Source organism: Extensimonas soli (assembly GCF_029211265.1).
GTDB lineage: Bacteria > Pseudomonadota > Gammaproteobacteria > Burkholderiales > Burkholderiaceae_C > Extensimonas > Extensimonas soli.
This window is the reverse complement of the sequence record NZ_JARGEL010000004.1, coordinates 42,760-66,496: the sequence shown is the minus strand read 5'-3', so window position 1 is coordinate 66,496 and position 23,737 is coordinate 42,760. Positions and strand designations below refer to the sequence as shown.

Below are 23,737 nucleotides of genomic sequence, written 5' to 3'. Positions count from 1 at the left end.
TTCAACGACAAAGACAAAGCAGGAGCGGTAGCGTGCTGCTATCGCCCCTGGGCGTTACGGCGTTTGCGAAAAATCGAAGGCGTTCATCAAGTCGCCGGCGCTGGCACGGGCGCCCGACAGCGGGTCGAGTCCGAAGCGCTTCGTAATGAATTTGATGATGGAGGTCGTGTCGTAGCTCGTGTGGTCGACATAGCCCTTTTTGGCATACGGCGAAACGATGATGGCCGGGATGCGCGTGCCTGGCCCAAAGCGGTCAGCCTTGGGGGGCGCGACGTGGTCGAAGAAGCCGCCATTTTCGTCATAGGTCACGACGATGGCCATGTGCTTCCACTGCGGGCTTTGCTGCAGCTTGGCGATCAGGCCGGCCAGGTGGGCATCGCCCGACATCACGTCGGTGTAGCCGGGGTGCTGGTTCAGGTTGCCTTGCGGTTTGTAGAACACCACGCTGGGGAGTGCCCCCTTGTCGATGTCGGCGAGCAGGTCGGTGTAGTCTTTCAGGTGGGCGGCGCGTTCAGTCTGGCCAGTAGTCGTGGTCGGATCGAAGCGCGAGAAGTAGTTGAACGGCTGGTGGTGCGGCTGGAAATTCGGCGTGCCGTTGTTGTAGATGGCCGTACGGTCGGCCAGCGCTTGCTTCCAGGCGCCCGCATACCATACCCAGTTGATGCCCTTGGAGGTGAGCGTATCCCCCACGGTTTTGGTTTGCGAAGAGTCTATGGGTGGCAGCGGCATATTGCCTGCAGAGCCGCCGCCGGTCGGGTCGGCCAGCCGCGCGTCTGCGCCGCTGGCTGGCGGCGTGCCGCTGGGTTGGTACGGCGGCTGGGTCGTGTTGACGGCATAGTATTTGCCGTCCGTCGATTGCGGCGTGATGTTCAAGTCGCCGGCGTACTTCGGTGCACCGGTCAGTGCGCTTACCGGGTTGCTTGCTGACAGCACCAGCCTGGTTCCCGAAGCATCCACGCTCGAAATCCGCGAGCTGGGCGGGTTGTTCCATGCGGGAGAGCAGGCGCAGACGAGCCAGAAGTGGTTCAGGAACGAGCCGCCGAATGCCCCCTGGAAAAAGTTGTCGGCCAGTGTGTATTGCTGGGCGATCTTCCACATCGCCATCGAGGAGCCATCGTAGTAGCCCATGGACAGACCACCGGCATCTGACCAAGCCGCATATTGATTGTTTTTGCCGCCGTTGATTTGCATTTGGTTGTTGTAAAAGCGGTGCACGAGATCTGGCGAAGTCACGTCCACGCCCTGTCCGGGCACACCGCCGGGCTGGGCGGCGTTGATCTGGAACGGCTTGTTCGGCAGCGACGACACGAACGCCCAGGCGGCGGCATTTGCGCTGGGGGCATTCCATACCGCTGGCAGCGTGGCCAGAGGGGTGACGCCGTCACGGTCCAGCTGTGTGTAGCTGGCAGGATCCTTGAGCGCATTGGCGATGCCGTTGGCGCCAGGGAACAGGCCGAACAGGTTGTCGAAACTGCGGTTTTCGGCGTAGATGACGACCACAGTGTCGATCTGTGCTGCCGGTGTCCCCGAGTCGCCACCACCGCAAGCGCTCAGAGAAAGCGTGGCAGCGGCCGCGAGCACCGTCGCAGTGAATGGTGCACGGCGCAACGGTTGAAATGATGAAGCGAATGGCATTGCAGGGACTCCGAAAGGGGTTGTGAGGAGTCCTGCATTCTCATGAGCGTTTTTGACAGCAAAATGGCGGACGCCTGCAAGGCCATTCGTCTCTTCGGTTTTCGGTTTCCTTCCAGAGTCTCAGGGCTGGGCGCCGCGCGCGAACTCTTCGCGCGAGAGCATGCCGTTGTGGTCGGTGTCCAGCGCCTGAAAGCGCTGGCTGATGGCGGGCAGCGTGGCGGCCTCCTGCGGGCTCAACTGGCCGTCATGGTTGGCGTCGGCGCGCTCGAAGGCCTCTTCCACGGCATCGGCCCGGCCGCTGGCCTGGCCTTCCTTGGGCGCATCGCTATGCTCGTGCGCTGGTTGCGCGGCCTGTGCATTCGAGCGCGGCGCGGATTTTTCTGACGATCCTGCCGGGCCCCACTGCGGCGCGGGGGCGTTGCCCTGCGCCTGCGCCGCGCCCAGGCCGCCCAGGGTCAGGGCTGCAAAAAGCATCACGCTGCGTGTCTCGAACGGGAAAAGGCATCGTTGCTGTGCTTTCATGAAAGCTCCTTTCAAGCAAGTGGTTGAACGAGGCTTCATTGCACCGCAGCAAGGCGGGCAGGGCCAGCAATCTTTCCTGCTGTTGCCTGCGTCCACATTTTTCTGCCTTGTGTAACGCCGGTACAAAGGCGTTTTGTTGCTTGTTTTTTCATAGCTGCTTGCGCAGGATGCATAAGCACAAGGTGGCAAAAATGTTCGTAATCCGCGCCGCGACCCATGCTCTGGGGCACGGGCCTTTGATTTTGCTGGGGTCGCCGCAGGAAACGGAAAACAACGCACGCCACGTCGCTTGCTTGCTCCGGCGGAGCACAAGCGAGCTTGCTTTAAAATATAAAAAATTGTATATTTCACGAATGGCCGACACCAAGCCCATTGAGTTTCGGGGGAAATCCCTTGATGACCTTCGAGACTTTCCTCTTCCGGCCAGGCGTGAAGCGGGTCATCAACTCGACTTGGTGCAAAACGGCCAGGAACCAGACGACTGGAAGCCCATGCACACCGTGGGCCAAGGTGTGAAGGAAATTCGGATTCGGGATGCCGCCGGTGCGTTTCGGGTCATCTACGTTGCCAAGTTCGCCGATGCGGTCTATGTGCTTCACTGCTTTCAGAAGAAGACAGAGAAGACCAGCAAGACCGATCTAGACTTGGCCGCCAAGCGTTACCGCGACTTGTTGAAGGAGCTAGAACCATGAGCAAGCAACGATTTGCCAGCGTCTGGGATGCCATCGAAGACACCTCGGAAGAGGCGGAAAACATGAAGCTGCGTTCCGCCTTGGTGATGGCGCTGAAGAACCACCTTACACGCACCGAAATGAGCCAGGCGCAAGCGGCCAGGCTCTTCGGCGTGACGCAACCGCGTATTTCCGACCTGATGCGCGGCAAGATCAACCTCTTCAGTCTCGATGCGCTGGTGAACATGGCGACGGCCGCCGGACTGCACATCGAAATGCGGGTGTTCGAAGATGCTTGACCTTCGCGAAACGCGCTGCTGTGCGCCTCGCCCCACGAGATTTGTCGCGGCGATGGTGTGCGGCCGCGCTTTTCTCAGCCTGCACGGCGTTCAAAAAACATAGCTGCCCAGCTAAGCCATAAGCGCCTGGCGGCTTTTTGCGTCAATCTCACCGGCAAGCAAGCATGCCCCGCGTTCGAATCACTGCCCCGCCCACCACGCCGGCTGCGGTTTCGCGCTTGCGCTTTGCGCTCGTGGGCACGCTGTTCAGTCTCGTGTGGAGTTCGGCTTTCATCGCGGGCAAGGTCGGCATGGCGGCGAGCGGGCCCTTGACCTTGCTGAGCCTGCGCTTTTTGCTCGCGGGGCTGCTGGTCTGGCCGATCGCCCGTCTGCGGGCTGGCACGCCCGGTGGTGTGCAGGGTGCCGGCGCCCCGGGACGGCCCGAGCGTGCGCCCAAGGCGCAGCAGCTGCGCGATGGGCTCGTGGCGCTGCTTGCGGGCTTGCTCAACAACGCCGTCTATCTGGGGCTCGCGTTCGTGGGCATGCGCACGGTGCCCGCGGGGCTCACCACCATCGTCGTGAGCACCAGCCCTTTGGTGACCTCGGCGCTCGCGGCGCTGGCGCTGCGCGAGCGGCTCGGCTGGCGCGCCGCCGCGGGGCTCGCTGCGGGTTTTGCGGGCGTGGTCTGGATCATGCGCGCACGGGCGCTTTCGGGGTCAGCCGACCTGCACGGCGTGGCGCTGATCCTGCTGGGCACGGTGGCCTTGTCGGTTTCGACCTTGCTGTACCGAAAGATCGCGGGCCGGCTCGATCCGTGGCGCATCGCGTTGATCCAACTACCGGCGAGCGGCCTCGTTCTGCTGCCGCTCGCCTGGTGGCGCGAGGGGCTGGCCGTGCTGCCGAGCGCGGCATTTTTCGGCAGCCTGCTGTACCTCGCGGTGGTGGTTTCGATCGGCACCACCTTGATGTTGCTGTGGCTGGTGCGCCACGGCGGGGCCAGCCGCGCGAGCAGCTTCCACTTGCTGAACCCGTTGTTCGGCACCTTGCTCGCGGTGCTGCTGCTCGGCGAGCACATCCCTCTGTCCGACCTGCTCGGCGCGCTGCCCATCATGGCCGGGCTGGGGCTGGTGCTGCAGCCACGGCGGGCATGAGCCGTCGCGGCGATGGCGGTGGATTCAGCCTGCGCGGTTCGAGCCATCATTTCAAAACAATAGCTGCTCACGCAAGCTAGACGGACGCTAGAGCCGAATATCGCACTCAATCCCGCGTCACGCGCAGCACCTCTTCGGCGCTGGTAACGCCCGCCGCGATCAGGCGTTCGCCGTCGTCGCGCATCAGCGTCATGCCGGCGGCGAGGGCGCTCGCGCGGATGGTGGCTTCGGGCGCCTGCGCGTGGATTTGCGCGCGGATGGCCTCGTCGGCCACGAGCAGCTCGAACACGCCCGTGCGCCCCGCGTAGCCGGTGTGGCCGCAGGCCTCGCAGCCCGCGCCGTGGCAGGTGCCGCAGTATTTGCGCACCAGGCGCTGCGCGAGCACGCCCAGCAGCGAGCTGCTGAGCAGGAACGGCTCCACGCCCATGTCGTTCAGGCGCGTGACGGCGCTTGCGGCGTCGTTGGTGTGCAGCGTGGCGAGCACGAGGTGGCCCGTGAGGCTGGCCTGGATCGCGATCTGCGCGGTCTCGAAGTCGCGGATCTCGCCGATCATGATCACGTCCGGGTCCTGGCGCAGGATGGCGCGCAGCGCCTTGGCGAAGGTCAGGTCGATCTTGGGGTTGACCTGGGTCTGGCCCACGCCGGGCAGCTCGTACTCGATCGGGTCTTCCACCGTCATGATGTTGCTGTGCGTGGCGTCCAGGCGCGCGAGCGCGGCGTACAGCGTCGTCGTCTTGCCTGAGCCCGTGGGGCCGGTGACGAGGATGATGCCGTGCGGCTGCGCGATCAGCGCCTCGAAGCGGCGCAGCACCTCGCCCTGCATGCCCACGGCTTCGAGGCTCAGGCGGCTTTCGCTCTTGTCGAGCAGGCGCAGCACGGCGCGCTCGCCGTGCGCGCTGGGCAGGGTGGAGACGCGCACGTCGATGGCGCGCGTGCCTAGGCGCAGGCTGATGCGGCCGTCTTGCGGCAGGCGCTTTTCGGCGATGTCGAGGTCGGCCATGATCTTCAGGCGCGAGATCAGCGCCGCGTGCAGCGCGCGGTGCGGCTGCACCACTTCGCGCAGGTCGCCGTCGATGCGAAAGCGCACGCTCGAGTGGCGCTCGTAGGGCTCGATGTGGATGTCGCTCGCGCCGTCGCGCGCGGCCTGCGTGAGCAGCGCGTTGAGCATGCGGATGATGGGCGCGTCGTCGGCGGCTTCGAGCAGGTCTTCGACGGCGGGGAGCTCCTGCATCAGGCGCGAGAGGTCGGCGTCGGATTCGAGCTCGCTGACCACGGTGGCGGCGCTCGATTCGCCCTGCGCGTAGGCCGCGCTGATGCGCTGCGCCAGGCCCGCGGCGTCGAGCGGCAGCACGCGGCGCACGGCATGTTTGCGCAGCACCTCGCCGAGCGCGCCGGCGTCGGGCGTGGGGCCGTGCCAGAGCACGGGCTGCTGGCCGTCGTCTTCGAGCAGCAGTTGCGCGCTGCGCGCGAATGCGTAGGGCAGGGGGTAGCGCATGGGGCTTTACTGGCGGCTGCCGGCGGGGGCGGTGTTCTGCGGGGCGGCTGGCATGGCGGGTGGAACGGCGGCAGGCGTGGCGGGCGTGGCACCCGTGGCCGGCGCCGCCTTGGCGGGCTGCATGGGCAGCGCGGGCAGCACGGGCGCGCCCGAGACGGCGTTGAGCAGCGCGCGCTGCTCGGGCTGCGCGGCCTGCTGCACGGCGCGGATGGCATCGTAGCGGTCGGTCATGAGTGCGTCGCTCGTCGCGGCGTCGCGCACCACGATGGGGCGCAGGAACACCATCAGATTGGTCTTGGTGCGCGTGCGGTTGGTGTTGCGAAACAGGTTGCCCAGCCCCGGAATGTCGCCCAGGAGCGGCACCTTGTCGTCGGCCTGCGCGTAGCTGTCTTCGAGCAGGCCGCCGATGACGATGATGCCGCCGTCGTCGACCAGCACGTTGGACTCGATCGAGCGCTTGCTCGTGGTGGGGCCGTTCGGGTCTTTGAGCGTGGCGCTGTCGATCTTGGAGACTTCCTGGTAGATCGACATCTTCACGGTGCCGTTTTCGTTGATCGTGGGGCGCACGCGCAGCATCAGGCCCACGTCTCGGCGCTCCACTGTGGTGAAGGGGTTTACCGTGTTGTTGCCCATGCTGTTGGCGTAGGAGCCGGTCACGAAGGGCACGTTGCTGCCCACGACGATGGCGGCCTCTTCATTGTCCAGCGTCATCAGGTTGGGCGTGGAGAGCACGTTGGCGTCGCCGCTGTTTTCCAGAAAGTTGGCGAGCATGCCCAGGTAATACTGCCCCGCCACGCGCGGCGCGATGGCCAGGTTCATGCCCTTGGCCAGCGAGGTGACGCCCGCGACCGAATTGCTCGCGATGGCGCCGGTAACGCCCAGGATGTTGGCGCCGCTGTTGTTCGAGTTGGTGCCTATGGCACCCATGGTGCCGTCGCCCTTGTTGCCGAGAATGGCCTGCCACTGCACGCCGAATTCGGCCAGCTTGCTTGCCGAGACTTCGACGATCAGGCTCTCGACCAGCACCTGCGCGCGCCGCCCGTCGAGCTGGTCGATCACGTTGCGCAGCTGGCGGTACAGCGGCTCGGGCGCGGTGATGATGAGCGAGTTGGTCGTCGGGTCGGCCTGGATCATGCCGCCCGTGGAGGGCTGGTTGGCATTGCCACCGGCGCCCAAGGTGGCGCCGCTGCCCAGGCCCCCGCCCATGGCGCCCATCGCGCTGCCGCCCTGGCCGCCGCCCAGGCCCGCGGCGGCTGCCGTGCGCAGCATGGGGGTGCTGCCGGTGGCGGCTGCCGCAGCACCGCCGCCGGCGCTGGCATTGCCGCCCGTGTCCATCGCGGCGACGGCGGCGCGCAGCGTGGCGGCGAGCTTCACGGCGTCGGCGTTCTTCAGATACACCACGTGGATGTTGCCGCTCGCGGCGCTGCTGCCGGGCAGCGGCGGCTGGTCGAGCTTTTGCACCAGCGTGCGCACCAGGGCCACGCGCGCCGGGTTGGCCGCGCGCAGGATCAGCGCGTTGCTGCGCGGTTCGGCGAGCAAGGTGGTTTTGAAGGCGCCGTCGCCCTGGCCCGGCGCCTGCCCTGGCGCCGCGGCAGGTGCGGAGCCGCCACCGCCTTCGATCAGGCGCGCGACCAGCGGGGCGAGTTCGGAGGCGACGGCGTTCTTGAGCGGGATCACCTCCACGTCGCTCGCATTTGCCACGTCCATCGCCGCGATGATGCGCGCAATGCGCTGCAGGTTGTCAGCGTAGTCGGTGATGACCAGCGCGTTCGTGCCGGGGCTCACGTTGATGGTGTTGTTCGGGCTGATCAGGGGGCGCAGCACGGGCACCAGGTTGTTCGCGTTTTCGTAGTTGAGCTTGAAGATCTGCGTGACGATCTGACCACCGCCGGGCACGCCTGCCGTCGCACCGCCGCGCCCACCACCCCCTCCGCCCGAGACGGCCACGCTGCCGCCCTGCAGCTTGGCCTCGGCCTCGGGCACGACCTTGTAGAGTCCGGCCGATTCGACCACCGTGAAGCCCTGCAGGCGCAGCGCCGCAAGAAACTGCTGAAACGCCGCTGCCGGCGGCACGGGGTGCTCGGTCACGAGGTTGAGCTGGCCCTTGACGCGCGGATCGACGACCACGTTGCGCCCCGTGATCGTGGCCATGGTGCGCGCCACGGCTTCGATCTCGGCGTTCACGAAGTCCAGCGTCACGGGCTCGCCAGGGCGCACGCTGCCCGCGGCGGCAGAGTTTGCCGCGGCCTTGGGTGCGCCTGTGTTTTGGGCATGAATTTGGCCGCTGGTGCTTATCAGTAAAGCACTGACAGCTATCGAAGTCAAAGCAAAATGCCAGGGCCTAGTGCAGTGTTTGATGCTTGATGCGACCAATAAAACCGATGGATTTTTGGTCTGGGCAAGGCGCAAACCGCAGCGATACCGGGCGGTATCGCGAGGATTTGCAACGCGGCCCAGGCCGAAAAGACGCGGTTTTATGTCGCAGATAGCGTCGAACACTGCACTAGCAGCCTGTCGGACTTTGGGCGTCGATAGCGAGAAGGCGCCCCGGCGAGGCCAGTTTTTGCCGGATTCGCCGCCCCATAGCGGGACTATGGGGCAAGAAGACGGTAAAAAATGGGCCGCTGCGGCGCATTCGCAGCCGACGATTCCAAAGTCCGACAGGCTGCTAGGCAACAGGGGAGCAAACGAAGAGCGCATACGGTCAACCCAAGGAGAGGAGGGCGCGCGCACCGTCGCGCCGCCCGAGGATGTTCAGCAAATTGTCGAGCGCCGCGGCGCGCTCGGGTGCGGCACTGGCCTCGCCCGAAAAGCGCAGCCGTTGGCCCACCCATTGGCCCGCGCCCTGCAGGCGCAGCGCGCCGTCCAGCGTGCTGAGCTGCAGCGTGGGCACTTCGCCACCCTGCAGCACCAGCCGGTAGCTGCCCAGCGGCTGCAGCGTGGCCAGGCGCGAGGAAAAGTCGAGCAGGTCGAGCTGCGCCTGCCCCTGCAGCAGCAGCCGGCCCGCGGCCCACGCGGCCTGCAGCCCTTGCGTGCGCAGCACCAGCCGGCCTTGCGGCTGCAGGCTGTTCCAGGGCGCGCCCAGCCCCGCGAGGATGGCTGCGGGCCAGTCGCTTTGCTGGTCTTGCACGCGCACGGCGGCGCCGCCCCAGCGTGGGCGCACTTGCACCTGCAGCGGCGCGGCAGTGCAGCAGTCGGCCTGCAGTTGCAGCTGCAGGCCGTGCAGGCCGGGGCGCAGCCGCCAGTGCACGCGGCCTGGCAGCGCGGCGCGGTCGCGGCTTGCGGGGCCGCCGCTGAGCGCGAACTGCGCCGAGCCCGTCCACACCGTGCCGCGTGCCTGCAGCAGCAACACGCGCCCCGCGCTCGCACGCGCCACGCCCTGCGCGAGCCACTGCGCGGGCGCAAACAGGGCGAGCGCCGCGAGCAGCCCCACGCCAGCGCCCGCCGCGGCCCAGCCCCAGGGCGCCGCGCGCGGCGCGGCGCCCTGGCGCGCGGACGCGGGCGGGCGAACGGGCGGGCGAACGGGCGAGCGAAGTGTGGTGGCGCGGGCCATGGTCATGCGGTTCAGTTTGCCGGCGGCTGGGGCAAGGCCAGCACCAGCGTGCCGTCCCAGCGCGGCTCGGCGCCAGCACCGGCCCCGGCGGATGCGCCAGCGTTGCGCGCGAGGCGCACTTCGACGGGCACGGCGTGCGCATTGCTGCGCGCCTGCAGCAGCCATTGCGCGAGCGCCTGCGCCGGGGCGCCTTGCAGCGTCACGGTGGCGCGCTCGCCCAGCAGGTTGAGCTGCGCGCTGCCGCCCAGGGTTTGCGCGAGGCTGCGGCGCAGCGCGGCGGGGGCGTCGCCGGGCTCGCTGCGCGCTTGCGTCTGCAGTTGCTGCGCCTCGGCCTGCAGCGTGCGCATGCGCTGCAGCTGCGCGTCGAGCTGCGCGTGGCGCACCGGGGCGCGGCGCAGCGTATCGAGCGCCGGCGCCAGCGCCAGCCACCACAGCAGCGCGAGCGCGAGCATCGCGGCGGCGGCGCGCACGAGCGCGCGCTCGCGCGCGGCGAGCGTTTGCCAACGGTTTTGCAGTGCCTGCCAGGGAAAGGAAGTGGGCATGGGTGGGGTCACGGAGTTTTCGCTGCGCGCACGATCAAGGCGCCGTCTTCGAGGCGGCTGTCGTAGCCCGCGGCGGCAAGGCGCGTGCGCAGGGCGGTTTGCTCGTCGGCGCCGGGCGCGAGGCCGCGCAGGTGCAGCTCGCCAAGGCTGTATTCGATGGCCGTGGGCAACTGGCCCGGCGGCAGCGCTGCGGCCACCGCGGCGAGCATGGGTTCGAAGTCGCGTGCCGACACGGCGCCCGCGCGCTGGCGCAGCAATTCGAGTTCGCGCTCCATTTGCGCGGGCGCATCGACGACCACTTTGACCTGCGGGAAGCTCGCGGTGAGCGCGGCGCGCACGGCGGCTTCCTTGGCTGCGAGCGCGTGGCGCTCTTGCCAGGCCCAGGCGTTGAGCCCCAGCAGCTGCGCCGCCGCGAGCACGCCCGCGCCCCAGCGCGCGGCGCGCCACTGCGGCGCGTGCCAAAAGGCATTCGCCGCGCCGCCGAGCTTGCGCACAAGGCGCGTGTGCGCGGTGCTCGCGAGGTCGAACTGCGCCAAATCCCAGCGCCCGCGCGCCGCGGCAAGCGCGCGTGCGCTCGCCGTGTGCAGTGTGACAGGAGCACCGAGCAGCTTTTCGGCGAGCGCGGCCACGGCGGGTTCGGCAAGCACGGGCGCGCCGCCGTCCACGGCTACAGCGCCGCCCGGCGCGCCGCCGAGCGCGGGCATCGCCCACTGGTGCCAGGTTTCGGGCGAGAGTGGCAGCGCGAGCACGGATTGCTCGGCGCCGTGGCCGCAAATGACGAGCCAGGGGTCTTCGGGCGTGCCCAGCACATGCACCTCGGCGGCGCCGCTGGCCGTGGCGCCGGGGGCGAATTCGGGCACCACGCGCGCCACGGCGCGGCCTGCGGCTTCGAGCGCCTGCAGGTGCGCGCGCAGCCAGGTGCGCTCACACACGGCGACCCACAGCGGCGCGCCCGCGCGCGCTGCCGCCGCGGCGTCGGGCGCCACGGCAAAGTGCAGTTGCGCAGGCTCGTCGAGCAGCCGGTCTTCGAGCAGTCCTTCAAGCACCTTGCGCAGGCGCGCCGCGGCCGTGCCCATGCCCGCGGGCAGCGCGCTGGAAAGACCGGCAGGCGCCACACCCGCAGGCAGCTGCACGCGCTGCCACGACAGCGCCTGCACCGGAACCACGGCCACCACCTCGCCGCCGGCGCGCGCCGGCGCGGGCAGCAGCGCCGCCGCGGCCGCGCCATGCTGCAGCGCCGTGTGGCCGTCGGCCGTGAGGGTGTAGGCATACGCGAGGCCGGGCCCAGGCAGGGTCGGCGGGGCGGGCAGGGAAACGATCAGCGTGCTCATGGGGCGGTAGGAGGGCGGGCCATTTTAGGGGGTCACTGTGTCGGGAGCGCCGGCGCTGCCTGCGACCAGCGGGAAGGCGCCGCGCTCGCTCCAGAGCGTGCGCACGTTGACGCCCTGGCGGTACAGCAGCGAGCGCTGGCCCACGACGATCTCGCCCAGGCGCAACTGCCCGCGCGCCTCGAAAAAGGCCGAGGCCACGCCGTGCAGACTGTCGCTGACCACGGCCTTCTGGCCGAGCAGGTCGCGCACTTCATTGAGGTTGCTGAAATGGCGTCCGGCGCGTGCCTGCACCAGCCTTTGCGCGTCGGCGCGGTCGGCGCCCTCGATGGCGGCTTGCAGCACCTCGGCGGGCGCGGTGTTGAGGTTCACAGGCGTCTGCTGCGGCAGCAGCACCACGTAGGGCGAGAGCGCGGCCACCGTGGCGGGCGACAGGCCCAGCCAGCCCAGTTGCGCCACGCTGGGCGGCAGCAGCGGCGCGTCGCTCCCGGCGCTGGCCGGCGCCTGCGTCTGCATCAAGGCCTGCACCAGCAGGTCGAGCTCGGCCGCAGGCAGGCCCAGGTTGGCGAACAGGCGTTCGAACTGGTGCAGCGCCGCATCCTGCACTTTGCCGCCGAGCACGAGGTTGGTGAGGTTCAGGCGTCCTTGCAGGTCGAGGATCTGGCCCGACAAAAAGGCATCGCTGAGGTCGGTGCTTGCGTCCTCGGGCGGGGCGGCGTTGCCTTCACCGGCCAGAAACGAAGACAGGCGCGCCTCCTGCAGCGGCATGGCCCAGGGCTCGCCCAGGTGGTCGGCGCCGCCCGCGAGCGCGTCCTGGCGCAGGATCAGACGCGACCAGTCGAGCGCGCCAAGCATGATCCACGCGGCCTGCACACGCGCGCGCTCGGCGGTTTCGACTTCCACCGCGCGCCACTGCTGCCACAGCGCCGTCGCCGCGAGCGTGGCCACCAGCGTCACCGTGAGCATGGCCGCGAGCAGCGCCGCGCCGCGCTGCCTGGCCCGCGGCGGCGCGGGGCGCTTGGCGCGCATGGGCGGTTGGGGCCGCATGGGCCGCGGCACTTGGCTTGCGTGCGCGCTCATGATTTACCGCCTCCGAGCAGCGGGCTGGCCCAGTCGCGCGTGATCTGGCCCGTGAGCGCCTGCCCCGCGCTTGGCGTGAGCAGCAGGCGCACGCCGTCGGGCATGGTCGAAGTAGCCGTGGTGCCGGGCGTGCCCAGCAGTGGCAATCCGGCAGCGCCTGGGCTTGCGCTGGTGGGCTGCGCGGCGTCGCTGCTCGAGAGCGGGTTCGACCAGGCATTGCCGCGGAAGTAAAAAATCTGCCAGCCGTCTATGGGCAGCAGCGCCACCTCGCGCTGCTGGTCGGCGCTGCTGGGGTTGCGCGCCCATTGAGCGGCCTGCTGCCAGGCCTGCTGCCACGCGGCGCGCGTGCGCAGCGGGGGCGACTGCCAGCGCAGCCACTGCGCGCCGCTGGGTGTGCCGCGGCGCGTCCAGGCGACCACGAGCGCGCCCTCGTCGCTGGGCGCACTGCTGCGCCGCGTGATGCGCAGCACCTGGCCGTCCCAGTCTATGGGCACGGTGTGGGGCAGCGCGAGCATGGCGTCGAGGTCTGCGCCCCACTGGCCCAGCGCCGTCTGCAGCACCAGCAGCGCGTCGGCGCGCGTGCGCGTCTGCTCCTGCGTGCGCAGCATGCCGTCGATGCCACGCCAGCTCATGAGCGCCATCAGCGCCATGATCACCAGCGCCACGAGCAGCTCGATCAGGGTGAAGCCGCCTGCGGTGCGCAGGGCGCGCAAATGGATCGGCAGCACGCCGCGCGCCTGGGCTTTGCGTGCCGATGGGCGTGGGAAGGGGCGAAATGCGATGCAGCGCAAGGCGTTCATGGCGGCGCGGTGTGGCTCGTTCAATAGCGCCCGACGATGGTCGCAAGGCGCAGGATGGGGCGCTCGCCCTCGTCGAACACCTGCGCCTCCACGCGCCGAAAGCTCGGGTTTGGCGTGGGGCGCACGTGCACCGCCACCGCGAGCTGCCGTCCGGCCTGCGCGCAAGCCTGGGTGCCGTCGCCCACGTCGGGCATCTGGCGCGCCAGGCGCACCTTGGCGAGCTCGTTCTCGGCGCACAGCTGCGCCAGCAGCACGTCGGCCTCGCGCTGCGCATGGCGCGTGAGCGCGTTCGTCGCCTGCACCCCCGCGAGCAGCGCCGTGGCCACGATGGCCAGCGCCACCAGCACTTCGACCAGCGTGAAGCCGGCGCTGCGCTGCGGGCGGGAGTGGGCGCTGGGGTGCTGGCGTGGTTGGGGGCGACGCAAGCCTGTGCTGCTGCGGCGTGGGCGTGCTCGCGTTTCGGGGCTCATGGCAGCGGCTCGACGTGGAACGGGTGCAGCCCGTCCGTGGTCACGCGCAGCGCGGGGCCGACGCGGTCGGCGCGCGCGAGCACGACCTGTTGCGGCGCGATCAGCGGCTCGGGGCCCAGCAGCAGGCTGTCTGCGCCCAGCACCGTGGTGCGCGCGTCCAGCCATTGCTGCGGCAGGCTGCTGCCCCGCGGCAGGCCCTCGAAGCGAAAGCCACCCTGTGCGAGCACGCGCCAGCGCACGGGCACGCCGCTTGCGCGCGACTGCGCCCGCCCGGCTTCGAGCAGCGCCGCGAGCCGCTCGGCCTCGCGCTCGAGCTGTGCCTGGCCGCTGTCGCGCAAGGACAGGCTCACGCCCGCCGTCGCGAGCGCCATGATCGCGATCACGACGAGCAATTCGAGCAGCGTGAAGCCGCTTGGGGATTTCAAGGAAAAATGCCGCAAAGAAAGGATGGACAATGGCTAATAGCTATCTAAACGATAGTATTTACTGCCAGCTACCGATGTCGGCGTCCTTGCCTTCGCCGCCGCTCTGGCCGTCCGCACCGAAGGACATGACGTCGATCTCGCCCTTGATGCCCGGGTTCAGGTACTGGTAGGGCCGGCCCCAGGGGTCGTTGGGCAGCTTGTCGATGTAGGGGCGCCAGTTGCCCGGCACCGGGCCCGTGGCGGGCTTGCTGACCAGCGCCTGCAGCCCTTGCTCGGCCGTGGGGTAGCGCTGGTTGTCGAGGCGGTAGAGCTTGAGCGCCTGCACGAGGTTGGCGATGTCGGTGCGCGCCGCGGTGGCACGCGCGTCATCGGTGCGGCTGAGCACGTTGGGCACGATCAGCGCGGCCAGCACGCCGATGATGACCAGCACCACCATGAGCTCGATCAGGGTGAAGCCGCGCTGCAGACGCGAGCGGCGGGTGGCGGTAGGGCGGGGGCGGAGGGTAGGAAAAGGCACGGCAGGAACTCTGGTGAGCGAACGCATAGCGAAAAGGCCAAAGGAGGTTGCGGCAAGCGCAGCAAGCGCGTGCATGATAATCCCCGCATGTTGAGCTTTCCATCCTTTGCGGCGCGCGGCGCCCCGGTGTCCTCTGGCGGGGGAGCGTGGGGCGTGCGCCTGGCCACGCTCGTGCTGTGGGCGTTCGCGGCAGCAAGCGTGGCCTATTGGGGCCTGCGCCTTGCGGGCCGCCCCCAGGATGCCGCACTGCCCGCCGTGGCCACGGCTGCTGCCGCGCCCGACGTGCAGGCAATCGCGCGCCTGTTCGGCGCCGGTGCCGCGCCGGTGGCTGCTGCTGTGCCGCAACCATCGCTCGCAAGCCGCTTCAAGCTCGTGGGCGTGCTCGCGGGGCAGCAAAGCGGCGGTGGTGCAGCGCTGATCGCGGTCGATGGCAAACCGCCCAAACCGTACCGCGTGGGCGCGCAAGTCGAAGATGGCCTGGTGCTGCTCCCGCTCGGCCAGCGCGAGGCGCGCCTGGGCCCACCTGAGGGCCCCGCCGCGTTCACGCTCGAATTGCCGCGCAAGCCTTGAGGCGTGCTCTGCGCGTTCTGCGTGCCGTTTCTGGGCTCATAGCAGGTCGATGCGCTGCCATTCGCCCCACGCCAGTGCCCGCTGCGGCCACTCATGGGCATGGGGCAGGCGCATGTTGTCCAAGGTGTGGTCGTGCGCATAGCCTTGCGCTTGCAGCCAGGCCACGCAGCGCGCCACGCCTGCATGCGTGATCCACAGCTGCGATTGCCCCGTCGTGCGTGCCCGTTCGCGCGCCTGCTGCAGCGTGTGCGCGACGCGCGCCAGCATCTCGGCCAAGGATTCGCCGCCGCCGGGGTGGTGCGTGGCAAAGTCCTGCACCCAGCGGTCCAGCGCCGCCGCGCCGATGTCGCTCCAGGCGTGGCCCTCCCACTGGCCGAAGTCGAGCTCGCACAGGCGCGCCTCGGGTTCATAGGCCAAATCTGGTCGCAGCGCTTGCAGATACTGCGCGAGTAGCTCACATCGTTGTAGCGTTGAGTAGGCCACGTGCGCGCGCTGCGGCAGCGCCTGCGCGAGGCGCTGCGCGCATGCTTGTGTGTGCGCAGGATCGGCCGCCACATCGAGGCGCCCATAGCAGACGCCCGGCGCCACGAGCGGTAGCGCATGCCGCACGAGCCAGAGCTGCGCGCCGTCCGTCGCGTTTTCGGGCCTGTTTTCAGGCATCGCGCGGGCCATCCCATGCGTCGTCGTGCACCGGCAAACCATGGTGCGCCGCCCATTCCTTGGCTTTGGCGATCGCGATGCGGATCGCGCGGCCTTCGTCCATCTCTTCAGCGAGCAGGGCGTTGGCAATTTTTAGGAGCCTGTCGGACTTTGGAATCGTCGGCTGCGAATGCGCCGCAGCGGCCCATTTTTTACCGTCTTCTTGCCCCATAGCACCACTATGGGGCTGCGAATCCGGCAAAAACTGGCCTCGCTGGGGCGCATTCTCGCTATCGACGCCCAAAGTCCGACAGGCTCCTATGGTCTTGCGGCGCGCAGGCGTGCTCAAGTGCCGCATCGCGACGGGGTAGTGCTCGGCGTTCCAGGGCATGATCGGAAGATACACGGTAAAGCACCGCTCCATGTCCAAGCCCGCACGCTCCTTGCCCGCTCCGGCTGCGCAGTCCACGACTGCACCCGCAGCCGCTCCTGCCACCGCACGCCTGTTCCTCGCGCTCTGGCCTACGCCCGGCTGGGCCGCTGCCCTGGCGCAGCGCTTCGGCTTGGCGCCAGAGGCCGCACATGGCCGCATGGTGCCCCCGCAGCAGATTCACTTGACCTTGCACTTTTTGGGCGCGGTGCCGCGGCAGCGGCTGCCGGCGCTGGTCGAAGGCTTGCGCGTGCCCTTTGCGCCCTTCGATCTGGCTTTGCGCCGCTGCGAGCGCTGGCCGCGCGGCATGCTCGTGGCGCTGCCCGACGAGCTCCCGCCTGCACTCAAGGCCTTGCATGCGGCGCTGAGCGCGGCGCTGCAGTGCCAGGGCCTGCCCGTGGAGCAGCGCGCGTTCCGTCCGCATATCACGCTGGCGCGGCGTTACGACGGGCCAGTGCCTGCGCCGCTCGCAAGTCCGGTGCGCTGGCATGTCTCGCGTTATGCGCTGGTCGAGTCGCACCCCGTGATGGCGCCCGACGCGCCGCGAAAGACCGTGGGCACGCGCTACCAAGTGCTGCACTATTACAACGCCAGCGCCGCGCCAAGATAAAACCCGATTTCGCTGACCTGCTGCACGGCGCCGAGGCAGTCGCCCGTGTAGCCTTGCAGACGTCGTGCAAAGCGCCACGCGAGCCACGCGGCCGCAAGCGCGCTGAGCGTGCAAGCCGCTAGCAAAAACAAAGCTGACTGCGCCCACCAGACGAGCGCCAACGGCATCAAACACCACAAAAAAGCCGCTGCCAGCGCGCTGGAGCTGATCTGGTCGGCCAAGGGCTTGCTTTTGGAGCGTGCGCTGTCGCCCACATGCACCAGCGTGCGCACCACGAGCAGCGGCCACAAGCGCGACAGCACGTGCGCACCCGCGAGTGCCGCGAGTGCAGGCGCGGGGCCTTGCGCGCCCAGCAGCGCGAGCAGGCTGATCTTGGCCAGCAGCGCGAGCACCAGAGCCATGGCGCCAAACGCGCCGATGCGCGAATCCTTCATGATTTCGAGCGCACGCTCGCGCTCCAGACTTCCGCCCAGCCCGTCGGCCACGTCGCACAGGCCGTCTTCATGAAAGCCGCCTGTGAGCAGCACCGTGGCAATGGTGCAAAACACCGCGGCCACCGCGCTCGCCCAGGGCTTGGGCGCCAGCGTCAGGTGCAAGGCCGCATACACGAGCACCGCCACGCCCGCGACGATCCAGCCCACGCCCGGAAAATGCGCGGCGCTCGCGCGCAGCAGGGCCGGGCTGTAACCCACCCAGCGCGCGAGCCGGTCCGTGACGGGGATGCGCGTGAAAAACTGCAGCGCGAGCAGGTAGTGGCGCAGGGCTTGGCACATCGCGGAGCTCCTGAATCGATAGCTGCTAGTGTAGTGTTCGACGCTATCTGCGACATAAAACCGCGTCTTTTCGGCCCGGGCCGCGTTGCAAATCCTCGCGATACCACCCGGTATCGCTGCGGTTTGCGCCTTGCCCAGACCAAAAATCCATCGGTTTTATTTGTCGCATCAAGCATCAAACACTACACTAGCGCTTGTCCACTATTGGCTAAAGGCCGATTTGACCTAAAACTCAGCGCAAGAAAAGCTGGTACGCCGGGTTGTTCGTCTCTTCTACCCAGGGGTAGCCCAGCGTGGCCAGAAACTCTGCAAAGAGCGCATCGTCCTCGGGCGGCACCTGCAGGCCCACGAGGATGCGGCCATAGTCTGCGCCCTGGTTGCGGTAGTGGAACAGGCTGATGTTCCAGCTCGGCTGCATCAGGCTCAAAAACTTGAGCAGCGCGCCGGGCCGCTCGGGGAAGACGAAGCGCAGCAGGCGCTCGTCCTGCGCGAGCGCCGAAGGCCCGCCCACGAGGTGGCGCAAATGCTCTTTCGCAAGCTCGTCGTGCGTGAGGTCCAGCGCGCGAAAATTGTGGCGCTCGAAGTGCTGGGCGATTTTTTTCGATTCGCCCCTGCCGTGCGTGGTCAGGCCCACGAACACATGCGCGAGCGCGGCGTCGCTGATGCGGTAGTTGAACTCGGTCACGTTGCGTGGCCCGCCGGGCAGGCTGCCGATGAGCTCGCAAAAGCGCCGAAAGCTGCCGCGCTCTTCGGGAATCGTCACGGCCAGCAGCGCCTCGCGCTCCTCGCCGACCTCGGCGCGCTCGGCCACGAAGCGCAGGCGGTCGAAGTTCATGTTCGCGCCGCACAAAATGGCCGCGTAGGTCTCGCCGCGCGTCTTGTGCTGCGCCACGTACTGCTTGATCGCCGCCACGGCGAGCGCTCCTGCGGGCTCGACGATGCTGCGCGTGTCCACGAAGACGTCCTTGATCGCCGCGCACACCGCGTCGGTGTCCACGCTTACGAAGCCATCGACCAGCCCGCGCGTGATGCGAAACGTCTCCTCGCCCACGAGCTTCACGGCCGTGCCGTCCGAAAACAGGCCCACGTCGGCCAGCGTGACGCGCTCTTGCGCCTGCACCGAGCGCAGCATGGCGTCGGAGTCGTTCATCTGCACGCCGATCACCTTGATCTCGGGGCGCACGGCCTTGATGTAGTTCGCCACGCCGCTCACGAGCCCGCCGCCGCCGATCGCGACGAACACCGCGTCGAGCCGGTTGCTGCCCAGGCTTTGCAGCTGGCGCAGGATTTCCATCGCAATCGTGCCCTGGCCTGCGATCACGTCCGGGTCGTCGAACGGGTGCACGAAAGTCAGGCCCTGTTCGCGTTCGAGCGCCACCGCGTGCGCGTAGGCGTCGGAATAGCTGTCGCCCCACAGCACCACCTCGCCGCCGAGCGTTTTGACGGCGTCGATTTTGAGCTGCGGCGTGGTCGTGGGCATGACGATCACCGCGCGCGTGCCCAGCCTTTGTGCGCTCATGGCCACGCCCTGCGCGTGGTTTCCCGCCGAGGCACAGATCACGCCGCGCTGCAGCTGCTCGGGGCTCAGTTGCGCCATCTTGTTGTACGCGCCGCGCAGTTTGAAGCTGAACACGGGCTGCTGGTCCTCGCGCTTGAGCAGCACCTTGTTGTGCAGGCGCCGGCTCAGGTTGCGCGCGGGCTCCAGCGGCGACTCCACGGCCACGTCATAGACGCGTGCGGTGAGGATTTTTTTCAGGTAGTCGAAGGGGGTCAGGTGCGAACTCATGGGTCGATGGTGAAGGTCAGCCGGATGCCCGCGCACGCGGGGCCGCCATCATAGGAGCCTGTCGGACTTTGGGCGTCGAAAGCGAGAATGCGCCCCAGCGAGACCAGTTTTTGCCGGATTCGCCGCCCCATAGTGGTGCTATGGGGCAAGAAGACGGTAAAAAATGGGCCGCTGCGGCGCATTCGCAGCCGACGATTCCAAAGTCCGACAGGCTCCTAGGCCGTGGCGGTGGCCGAAAAAGGCGCAAGACAGCCGTCAAAGAGGCAAAAAAAAGCCCCAGGCATTGCGGCCCGGGGCTGAATCCATCCTTTGAGGAGATGGAGGAGACAATCGAGGCGTTGCTACCAAAGAACCAACGCATGGCGTAACTGTAGCACAGCGTTTGCTGCGATGCAGCAAAAATTCACTTCATGAACGAAATATGTCGCAAAAGCGGCACACACCAAGCGGAGGAATCTTGAGATGGAATGCACAGTCACCTGGACCGGCGCGGCCGGCACGCGCTCGGCCATGGGCTTCGTGGCAGAAACCGGCAGCGGCCACGTACTCGCCATGGACGGCGCGCCCGACGCCGCCAACCCCACGAACGGCGGCCAAAACCTCGCGCCGCGCCCCATGGAAACCGTGCTCGCGGGCACGGGCGGCTGCACGGCCTACGACGTGGTGCTGATCCTCAAGCGCGGGCGCCACGACGTGCGCGGCTGCAGCGTCAAACTCACGGCCGAGCGCGCCGACACCGACCCCAAGGTGTTCACGCGCATCCACATGCACTTCACCGTGACGGGCAAGGGCATCCCGCCCGCCGCCGTGGAGCGCGCCATCGCCATGAGCCACGACAAATACTGCTCGGCCAGCATCATGCTGGGCAAGACCGCGCAGATCAGCACCGGCTTCGAGATCGTGGAAGTCTGAGCGTCCAGATTTGAGCGCCGCTGCTGGCGCCGCCCATCAAACGAAGTGCGCCGTCGTCGTCATGAGCTTGGCGGCGAGCCTCATGAGCGCGCGCGCGGGCGGCGGCAGCTCGACTGCGCCGGCGGCGCGCGCGTTCGCGGCGTGGCGCTCCTCGTCGTCCTTCATACGCGCCACCACGGCGCGCGAGGCCGCATCCTGCGCTGGCAGGCGCTGCAAATGGCTTTGCAGGTGCGCAGACACTTGGTTTTCCGTCTCGACCACGAAACCCAGGCTCACACGGTCGCTGACCTTGGCCGCCACCAGGCCGATCGCGAACGCGCCCGCAAACCACAGCGGGTTGAGCAGGCTGGGGCGCGCGCCCAGAGCATCGATGCGCTCGCGCGTCCACGCGAGGTGGTCGAGCTCTTCGCGCGCCGCCTGAAGCAGGTGCTGGCGCAAGGCAGCGTCATGCGTGACGGCCGCCTGCGCCGTGTAGAGCGCCTGCGCGCAGACCTCACCCACGTGGTTCACGCGCATCAGCGCACCCGCGAGGCGCTTTTCTTCGGGCGAGAGCGCTGCGTCCGTCTGTTCGCTGGCAGGTGCAGCCAATGCCGCGGGCGATTCTTCTGCAGCCTTTGGGTTGGCGAACAAGGTGCGCAATGCCGTGTCGGCGGCGGTGAGCAAGGAATCCATGGAGCGGGACTGGATAGGGAGGCGAGAGGGAAATTTGGTGGCACAGAAAATGCTGTTGCCCTTTTCAGGGGCATCAGAGCAATCCGGGCGCATTGTAGGGGGCGCACTGCGAACGCTGGTCGAGGGAGGATGTTTTATAGAGATAGATCAATCGCTTAGGTCGTATTTTTGCAATATGACATCAGAACGATCGCCTCAAAAATGGCGGAACTGTTGCGATGCAGCAACGGGTTGACCCTAGACTGCGATTTTCTTTTGCGCAATGCGCCTGCATCTGGTGCAATCACAACAGCTTCCCGATCAAGGAGGTCGTTGCCCGGTTGGATAGGGGTGTAGTCGATGCACCATTTTGGCATCCAAGCCGGCGCCACATGTTTAACCCAAAGGAGTATTCGCAATGAAAAAGTCTCTGATTGCTTTGGCTGTCCTGGCAGCTTCCGGCGCTGCCATGGCGCAATCGTCGTCCGTCACCCTGTTTGGCGTGATGGACGTAGGTGTGGGTCACAGCTCTGGCACCAACTCGGTGACCGGCCTGACCAACGGTGGCCTCAAGACCAGCCGTCTGGGCGTTCGTGGTGTGGAAGACCTCGGCGGTGGCCTCAAGGCTGGCTTCTGGCTTGAAGCCGGCATCAACGCTGACACCGGCGACGGCAACAAGAACGGTGCCTACGGCGGTGGTCTGCAATTCAAGCGCCGCTCGACCATCAGCCTGATGGGCGACAACTGGGGTGAAGTGCGCCTTGGCCGCGACAATACTTCGCACTACAACAACCTGCTGGCGTTCGATCCGTTCGACGCCACTGGCGCCGGCAGCCTGATGAAGAACCAGATCACCGGCATCGACGATCGCAAGAGCAACACGATCAGCTACTTCCTGCCCTCGAACCTCGGCGGCTTCTACGGCCAAGTGCAATACATCTTCGGTGAGAAGGCCGGCAGCGCTTCTCTGTATAACACCAACATGACCAACAACGGCGATGGCTATGGTGTGCGTGGCGGTTATGCCAACGGCCCGCTGAACATCGGCGCCGACTACATGAAGATCAAGAAGAATGCTTTGTCCGACAAGGATCCTGCCCTGGCAAGCTCCGCTCTCCTGCAGGACGCAGAGGCTTATGGCATCGGCGCCAGCTACGACTTCGGCGTGATCAAGCCCTTCGTGATGTGGAACCAGGAAAAGGCCAAGTCGGCAGGCGTTCTGACTGAGAAGAAGTACCAAATGTGGCTGGTTGGTTTGACTGCTCCCGTGGGCCCTGGCGTGGTGCGCTTCTCGTACAACGACCTGCGTGACAAGAGCGACAACCTCGTCGCCGACAATGACTCCAAGCAGTACTCGCTGGGTTATGTCTATAACCTGTCCAAGCGCACCGCGCTGTACGGCACCTACTCGCACGTCTCGAACGACGGTATTGCCAAGCGCGGCACCGGCATCAGCGGCCTGTCTGGCGTCACGATCAATGCCGGCGAGTCCGTCAACGCCTACGAGTTTGGTATCAGCCACTCGTTCTAATCCAGCAGAGGCTGCCTTGCGCGGCTTCTTCGCTTGATCCCCAGCAAAACGCCGGCCTCTGGGCTGGCGTTTTGCTTTTGTTTTGGTGGACTGCACTTTGCTTGCCTACTCGGCGGTAACGAATCAGGAGATCGAAATGTCAGCCCCTCGTTTGCGCATCGGCGGACGTGCATTTGCGCAGATTGCGCAGTACCACCCCGAACTGACGGCGCTGCGCCGCGACCTGCATGCGCACCCTGAACTGGGGTTTCAGGAGGTCTATACCAGCGCGCGCGTCAAAGAGGCGCTCAAGCTGTGCGGCGTCGATGAAATCCACGACGGCATAGGCCGCACCGGTGTGGTGGCGGTGGTGCGCGGGCGTGGCCACTCCAGCGGCAGCATGGTGGGGCTGCGCGCCGACATGGACGCTCTGCCCATGGTCGAGCACAACGAGTTTGGCTGGAAGTCGTGCAAGTCGGGCCTGATGCACGGCTGCGGCCACGATGGCCACACGGCGATGCTGATAGGCGCAGCACGCTACCTCGCGCAGACGCGCAATTTCGACGGTACTGCGGTGCTGGTGTTTCAGCCTGGCGAAGAGGGCTACGCCGGTGCGCGCGCGATGATAGAGGATGGCTTGTTCGAGCGCTTTCCGGTGCAGTCGATCTTTGCCATGCACAACTGGCCGGCTTTGCCGGCAGGTACGGTGGGCCTGAGCCCTGGCCCCATGATGGCCGCGGCAGACCGCATCACCATAGACATCACCGGGCGCGGCGGGCATGGCGCGCACCCCTACCAGGCGGTGGACGTGGTGCTGGCGGCGGCGCACATCATCACCGCGGCGCAAAGCATCGTCGCGCGCAACGTGCGGGCCATGGACAGCGCGGTGCTCAGTCTGTGCGCCATGCAGGCGGGCGATCTGGGGGCCTTCAGCGTGCTGCCTGACAAGGCGCGCCTCGTGGGCACGGTGCGCACCTTCAAGCCCGAGGTGCAGGAAATGGTGGAAAAGCGCCTCAAGGAAATGTGCAGCGCCGTGGCGCTGGGCTTGGGCGCCACTGCCACGGTGCAGTACGAGCGCATCTATCCAGCCACCATCAACACCGAAAGCGAAGCCCTTTTCGCCGCCCAGGTGGCCGAATCGCTCGTGGGGGGCGACCACGTGGTGCGTGATCTCGAGCCCAGCATGGGGGCGGAGGACTTTGCCTTCATGCTGCAGCTCAAGCCCGGGGCCTATCTGCGCCTGGGGCAAGGAGGTGCCGCCAGTGGCGGCACCTTGCACAGCAGTCGCTACGACTTCAACGACGAAATCCTGCCCCTGGGCGCCGCCCTGCACGCCAGCCTGATCGAGCAGGCCATGCCCCTGCCCGCGGCGGAGTGAGAGGCGGAGAG

The 23,737-nt window shown here is 67.5% G+C and carries 26 protein-coding genes; 9 read left to right on the top strand and 17 right to left on the bottom strand.

What is annotated here, in order from left to right:
- Positions 1 to 54 precede the first annotated feature (54 nt).
- Positions 55 to 1,608, bottom strand: a complete 1,554-nt coding sequence (gene acpA / locus PYV55_RS00665) for an acid phosphatase (RefSeq protein ID WP_407066745.1) — start codon at positions 1,606 to 1,608, stop codon at positions 55 to 57.
- Between the two features lie 147 nt (positions 1,609 to 1,755).
- Positions 1,756 to 2,157 carry an EF-hand domain-containing protein gene (locus PYV55_RS00660; protein WP_275848291.1) on the bottom strand — a complete coding sequence of 134 codons (402 nt, stop codon included), beginning with the start codon at positions 2,155 to 2,157 and terminating at the stop codon, positions 1,756 to 1,758.
- Positions 2,158 to 2,510: 353 nt separating this feature from the next.
- On the opposite strand from PYV55_RS00660, the gene PYV55_RS00655 reads away from it, so the two are divergent.
- From PYV55_RS00655 to PYV55_RS00645, 3 genes are all read left to right on the top strand, one after another.
- The gene (locus tag PYV55_RS00655; protein ID WP_275848350.1) at positions 2,511 to 2,849 is read left to right on the top strand and encodes a type II toxin-antitoxin system RelE/ParE family toxin; all 339 of its coding nucleotides are present in this window, start codon (positions 2,511 to 2,513) and stop codon (positions 2,847 to 2,849) included.
- Entirely contained in the window at positions 2,846 to 3,127 is a 282-nt protein-coding gene (locus PYV55_RS00650; protein WP_275848289.1) for a helix-turn-helix domain-containing protein, read from the top strand. The genes PYV55_RS00655 and PYV55_RS00650 overlap by 4 nt, the downstream gene beginning before the upstream one ends.
- A gap of 164 nt (positions 3,128 to 3,291) precedes the next feature.
- The gene (locus PYV55_RS00645; protein WP_275848287.1) at positions 3,292 to 4,257 is read left to right on the top strand and encodes a DMT family transporter; all 966 of its coding nucleotides are present in this window, start codon (positions 3,292 to 3,294) and stop codon (positions 4,255 to 4,257) included.
- Between the two features lie 106 nt (positions 4,258 to 4,363).
- On the opposite strand, the gene PYV55_RS00640 is transcribed toward PYV55_RS00645, so the two are convergent.
- The 10 genes from PYV55_RS00640 to gspG form a co-directional block, all read right to left on the bottom strand.
- Positions 4,364 to 5,752: a GspE/PulE family protein gene (locus PYV55_RS00640; protein ID WP_275848286.1), complete on the bottom strand. Its 1,389-nt coding sequence runs from the start codon at positions 5,750 to 5,752 to the stop codon at positions 4,364 to 4,366.
- A gap of 6 nt (positions 5,753 to 5,758) precedes the next feature.
- Positions 5,759 to 8,110 (bottom strand): type II secretion system secretin GspD, encoded by a 2,352-nt coding sequence (gene gspD / locus PYV55_RS00635; RefSeq protein WP_275848348.1) that lies wholly within the window; start codon positions 8,108 to 8,110, stop codon positions 5,759 to 5,761.
- Positions 8,111 to 8,456: 346 nt separating this feature from the next.
- A complete protein-coding gene (gspN, locus tag PYV55_RS00630; protein ID WP_275848284.1) occupies positions 8,457 to 9,305 on the bottom strand; it encodes a type II secretion system protein N in 849 nt (282 codons plus the stop codon).
- 11 nt (positions 9,306 to 9,316) lie between these two features.
- Entirely contained in the window at positions 9,317 to 9,847 is a 531-nt protein-coding gene (gene gspM, locus PYV55_RS00625; RefSeq protein WP_275848282.1) for a type II secretion system protein GspM, read from the bottom strand.
- 8 nt (positions 9,848 to 9,855) lie between these two features.
- Complete coding sequence (gene gspL, locus PYV55_RS00620) at positions 9,856 to 11,178, bottom strand: type II secretion system protein GspL (protein ID WP_275848280.1); 1,323 nt, start codon at positions 11,176 to 11,178, stop codon at positions 9,856 to 9,858.
- 24 nt (positions 11,179 to 11,202) lie between these two features.
- Positions 11,203 to 12,204, bottom strand: a complete 1,002-nt coding sequence (gene gspK / locus PYV55_RS00615; RefSeq protein ID WP_275848279.1) for a type II secretion system minor pseudopilin GspK — start codon at positions 12,202 to 12,204, stop codon at positions 11,203 to 11,205.
- Positions 12,205 to 12,251: 47 nt separating this feature from the next.
- The gene (locus tag PYV55_RS00610; RefSeq protein ID WP_275848277.1) at positions 12,252 to 13,055 is read right to left on the bottom strand and encodes a PulJ/GspJ family protein; all 804 of its coding nucleotides are present in this window, start codon (positions 13,053 to 13,055) and stop codon (positions 12,252 to 12,254) included.
- A 20-nt stretch (positions 13,056 to 13,075) separates the two neighbouring features.
- On the bottom strand, positions 13,076 to 13,480 hold the full coding sequence (gene gspI / locus PYV55_RS00605) for a type II secretion system minor pseudopilin GspI (protein ID WP_275848275.1): 405 nt from the start codon (positions 13,478 to 13,480) through the stop codon (positions 13,076 to 13,078).
- 41 nt (positions 13,481 to 13,521) lie between these two features.
- On the bottom strand, positions 13,522 to 13,950 hold the full coding sequence (locus tag PYV55_RS00600; protein ID WP_275848273.1) for a prepilin-type N-terminal cleavage/methylation domain-containing protein: 429 nt from the start codon (positions 13,948 to 13,950) through the stop codon (positions 13,522 to 13,524).
- A gap of 58 nt (positions 13,951 to 14,008) precedes the next feature.
- Positions 14,009 to 14,386 carry a type II secretion system major pseudopilin GspG gene (gspG, locus tag PYV55_RS00595; protein WP_275848346.1) on the bottom strand — a complete coding sequence of 126 codons (378 nt, stop codon included), beginning with the start codon at positions 14,384 to 14,386 and terminating at the stop codon, positions 14,009 to 14,011.
- Positions 14,387 to 14,554: 168 nt separating this feature from the next.
- On the opposite strand from gspG, the gene PYV55_RS00590 reads away from it, so the two are divergent.
- Positions 14,555 to 15,037: a type II secretion system protein N gene (locus PYV55_RS00590; RefSeq protein WP_275848271.1), complete on the top strand. Its 483-nt coding sequence runs from the start codon at positions 14,555 to 14,557 to the stop codon at positions 15,035 to 15,037.
- 36 nt (positions 15,038 to 15,073) lie between these two features.
- Here PYV55_RS00590 and PYV55_RS00585 read toward each other — a convergent pair whose 3' ends face one another.
- A complete protein-coding gene (locus tag PYV55_RS00585; RefSeq protein WP_275848269.1) occupies positions 15,074 to 15,697 on the bottom strand; it encodes a histidine phosphatase family protein in 624 nt (207 codons plus the stop codon).
- Positions 15,690 to 16,067, bottom strand: a complete 378-nt coding sequence (locus PYV55_RS00580) for a DUF2188 domain-containing protein (RefSeq protein ID WP_275848267.1) — start codon at positions 16,065 to 16,067, stop codon at positions 15,690 to 15,692. Before PYV55_RS00580 ends, PYV55_RS00585 begins: the two co-directional genes overlap by 8 nt.
- Before the next feature lie 31 nt (positions 16,068 to 16,098).
- On the opposite strand from PYV55_RS00580, the gene thpR reads away from it, so the two are divergent.
- Positions 16,099 to 16,716, top strand: coding sequence for an RNA 2',3'-cyclic phosphodiesterase (thpR, locus tag PYV55_RS00575; protein ID WP_275848265.1), 618 nt, complete (start codon positions 16,099 to 16,101; stop codon positions 16,714 to 16,716).
- Here thpR and PYV55_RS00570 read toward each other — a convergent pair.
- Together PYV55_RS00570 and ilvA are read right to left on the bottom strand one after the other, a co-directional pair.
- Positions 16,689 to 17,489: an adenosylcobinamide-GDP ribazoletransferase gene (locus PYV55_RS00570; protein ID WP_275848263.1), complete on the bottom strand. Its 801-nt coding sequence runs from the start codon at positions 17,487 to 17,489 to the stop codon at positions 16,689 to 16,691. The two genes, thpR and PYV55_RS00570, sit on opposite strands and share 28 nt — an antisense overlap.
- A gap of 232 nt (positions 17,490 to 17,721) precedes the next feature.
- Positions 17,722 to 19,275, bottom strand: coding sequence for a threonine ammonia-lyase, biosynthetic (gene ilvA / locus PYV55_RS00565; protein ID WP_275848261.1), 1,554 nt, complete (start codon positions 19,273 to 19,275; stop codon positions 17,722 to 17,724).
- A 68-nt stretch (positions 19,276 to 19,343) separates the two neighbouring features.
- On the opposite strand from ilvA, the gene PYV55_RS00560 reads away from it, so the two are divergent.
- Together PYV55_RS00560 and PYV55_RS00555 are read left to right on the top strand one after the other, a co-directional pair.
- Positions 19,344 to 19,643 carry a hypothetical protein gene (locus tag PYV55_RS00560; protein ID WP_275848259.1) on the top strand — a complete coding sequence of 100 codons (300 nt, stop codon included), beginning with the start codon at positions 19,344 to 19,346 and terminating at the stop codon, positions 19,641 to 19,643.
- 94 nt (positions 19,644 to 19,737) lie between these two features.
- Positions 19,738 to 20,187 carry an OsmC family protein gene (locus tag PYV55_RS00555; RefSeq protein ID WP_144728946.1) on the top strand — a complete coding sequence of 150 codons (450 nt, stop codon included), beginning with the start codon at positions 19,738 to 19,740 and terminating at the stop codon, positions 20,185 to 20,187.
- A 36-nt stretch (positions 20,188 to 20,223) separates the two neighbouring features.
- Here PYV55_RS00555 and coq7 read toward each other — a convergent pair whose 3' ends face one another.
- Positions 20,224 to 20,859, bottom strand: a complete 636-nt coding sequence (gene coq7 / locus PYV55_RS00550) for a 2-polyprenyl-3-methyl-6-methoxy-1,4-benzoquinone monooxygenase (RefSeq protein WP_144728948.1) — start codon at positions 20,857 to 20,859, stop codon at positions 20,224 to 20,226.
- 397 nt (positions 20,860 to 21,256) lie between these two features.
- Between coq7 and PYV55_RS00545 the strand changes: the two genes are divergently transcribed.
- Both PYV55_RS00545 and PYV55_RS00540 read left to right on the top strand, forming a co-directional pair.
- A complete protein-coding gene (locus PYV55_RS00545) occupies positions 21,257 to 22,369 on the top strand; it encodes a porin (RefSeq protein WP_275848255.1) in 1,113 nt (370 codons plus the stop codon).
- Between the two features lie 136 nt (positions 22,370 to 22,505).
- Positions 22,506 to 23,726 carry a M20 aminoacylase family protein gene (locus PYV55_RS00540; protein WP_275848253.1) on the top strand — a complete coding sequence of 407 codons (1,221 nt, stop codon included), beginning with the start codon at positions 22,506 to 22,508 and terminating at the stop codon, positions 23,724 to 23,726.
- Positions 23,727 to 23,737 lie beyond the last annotated feature (11 nt).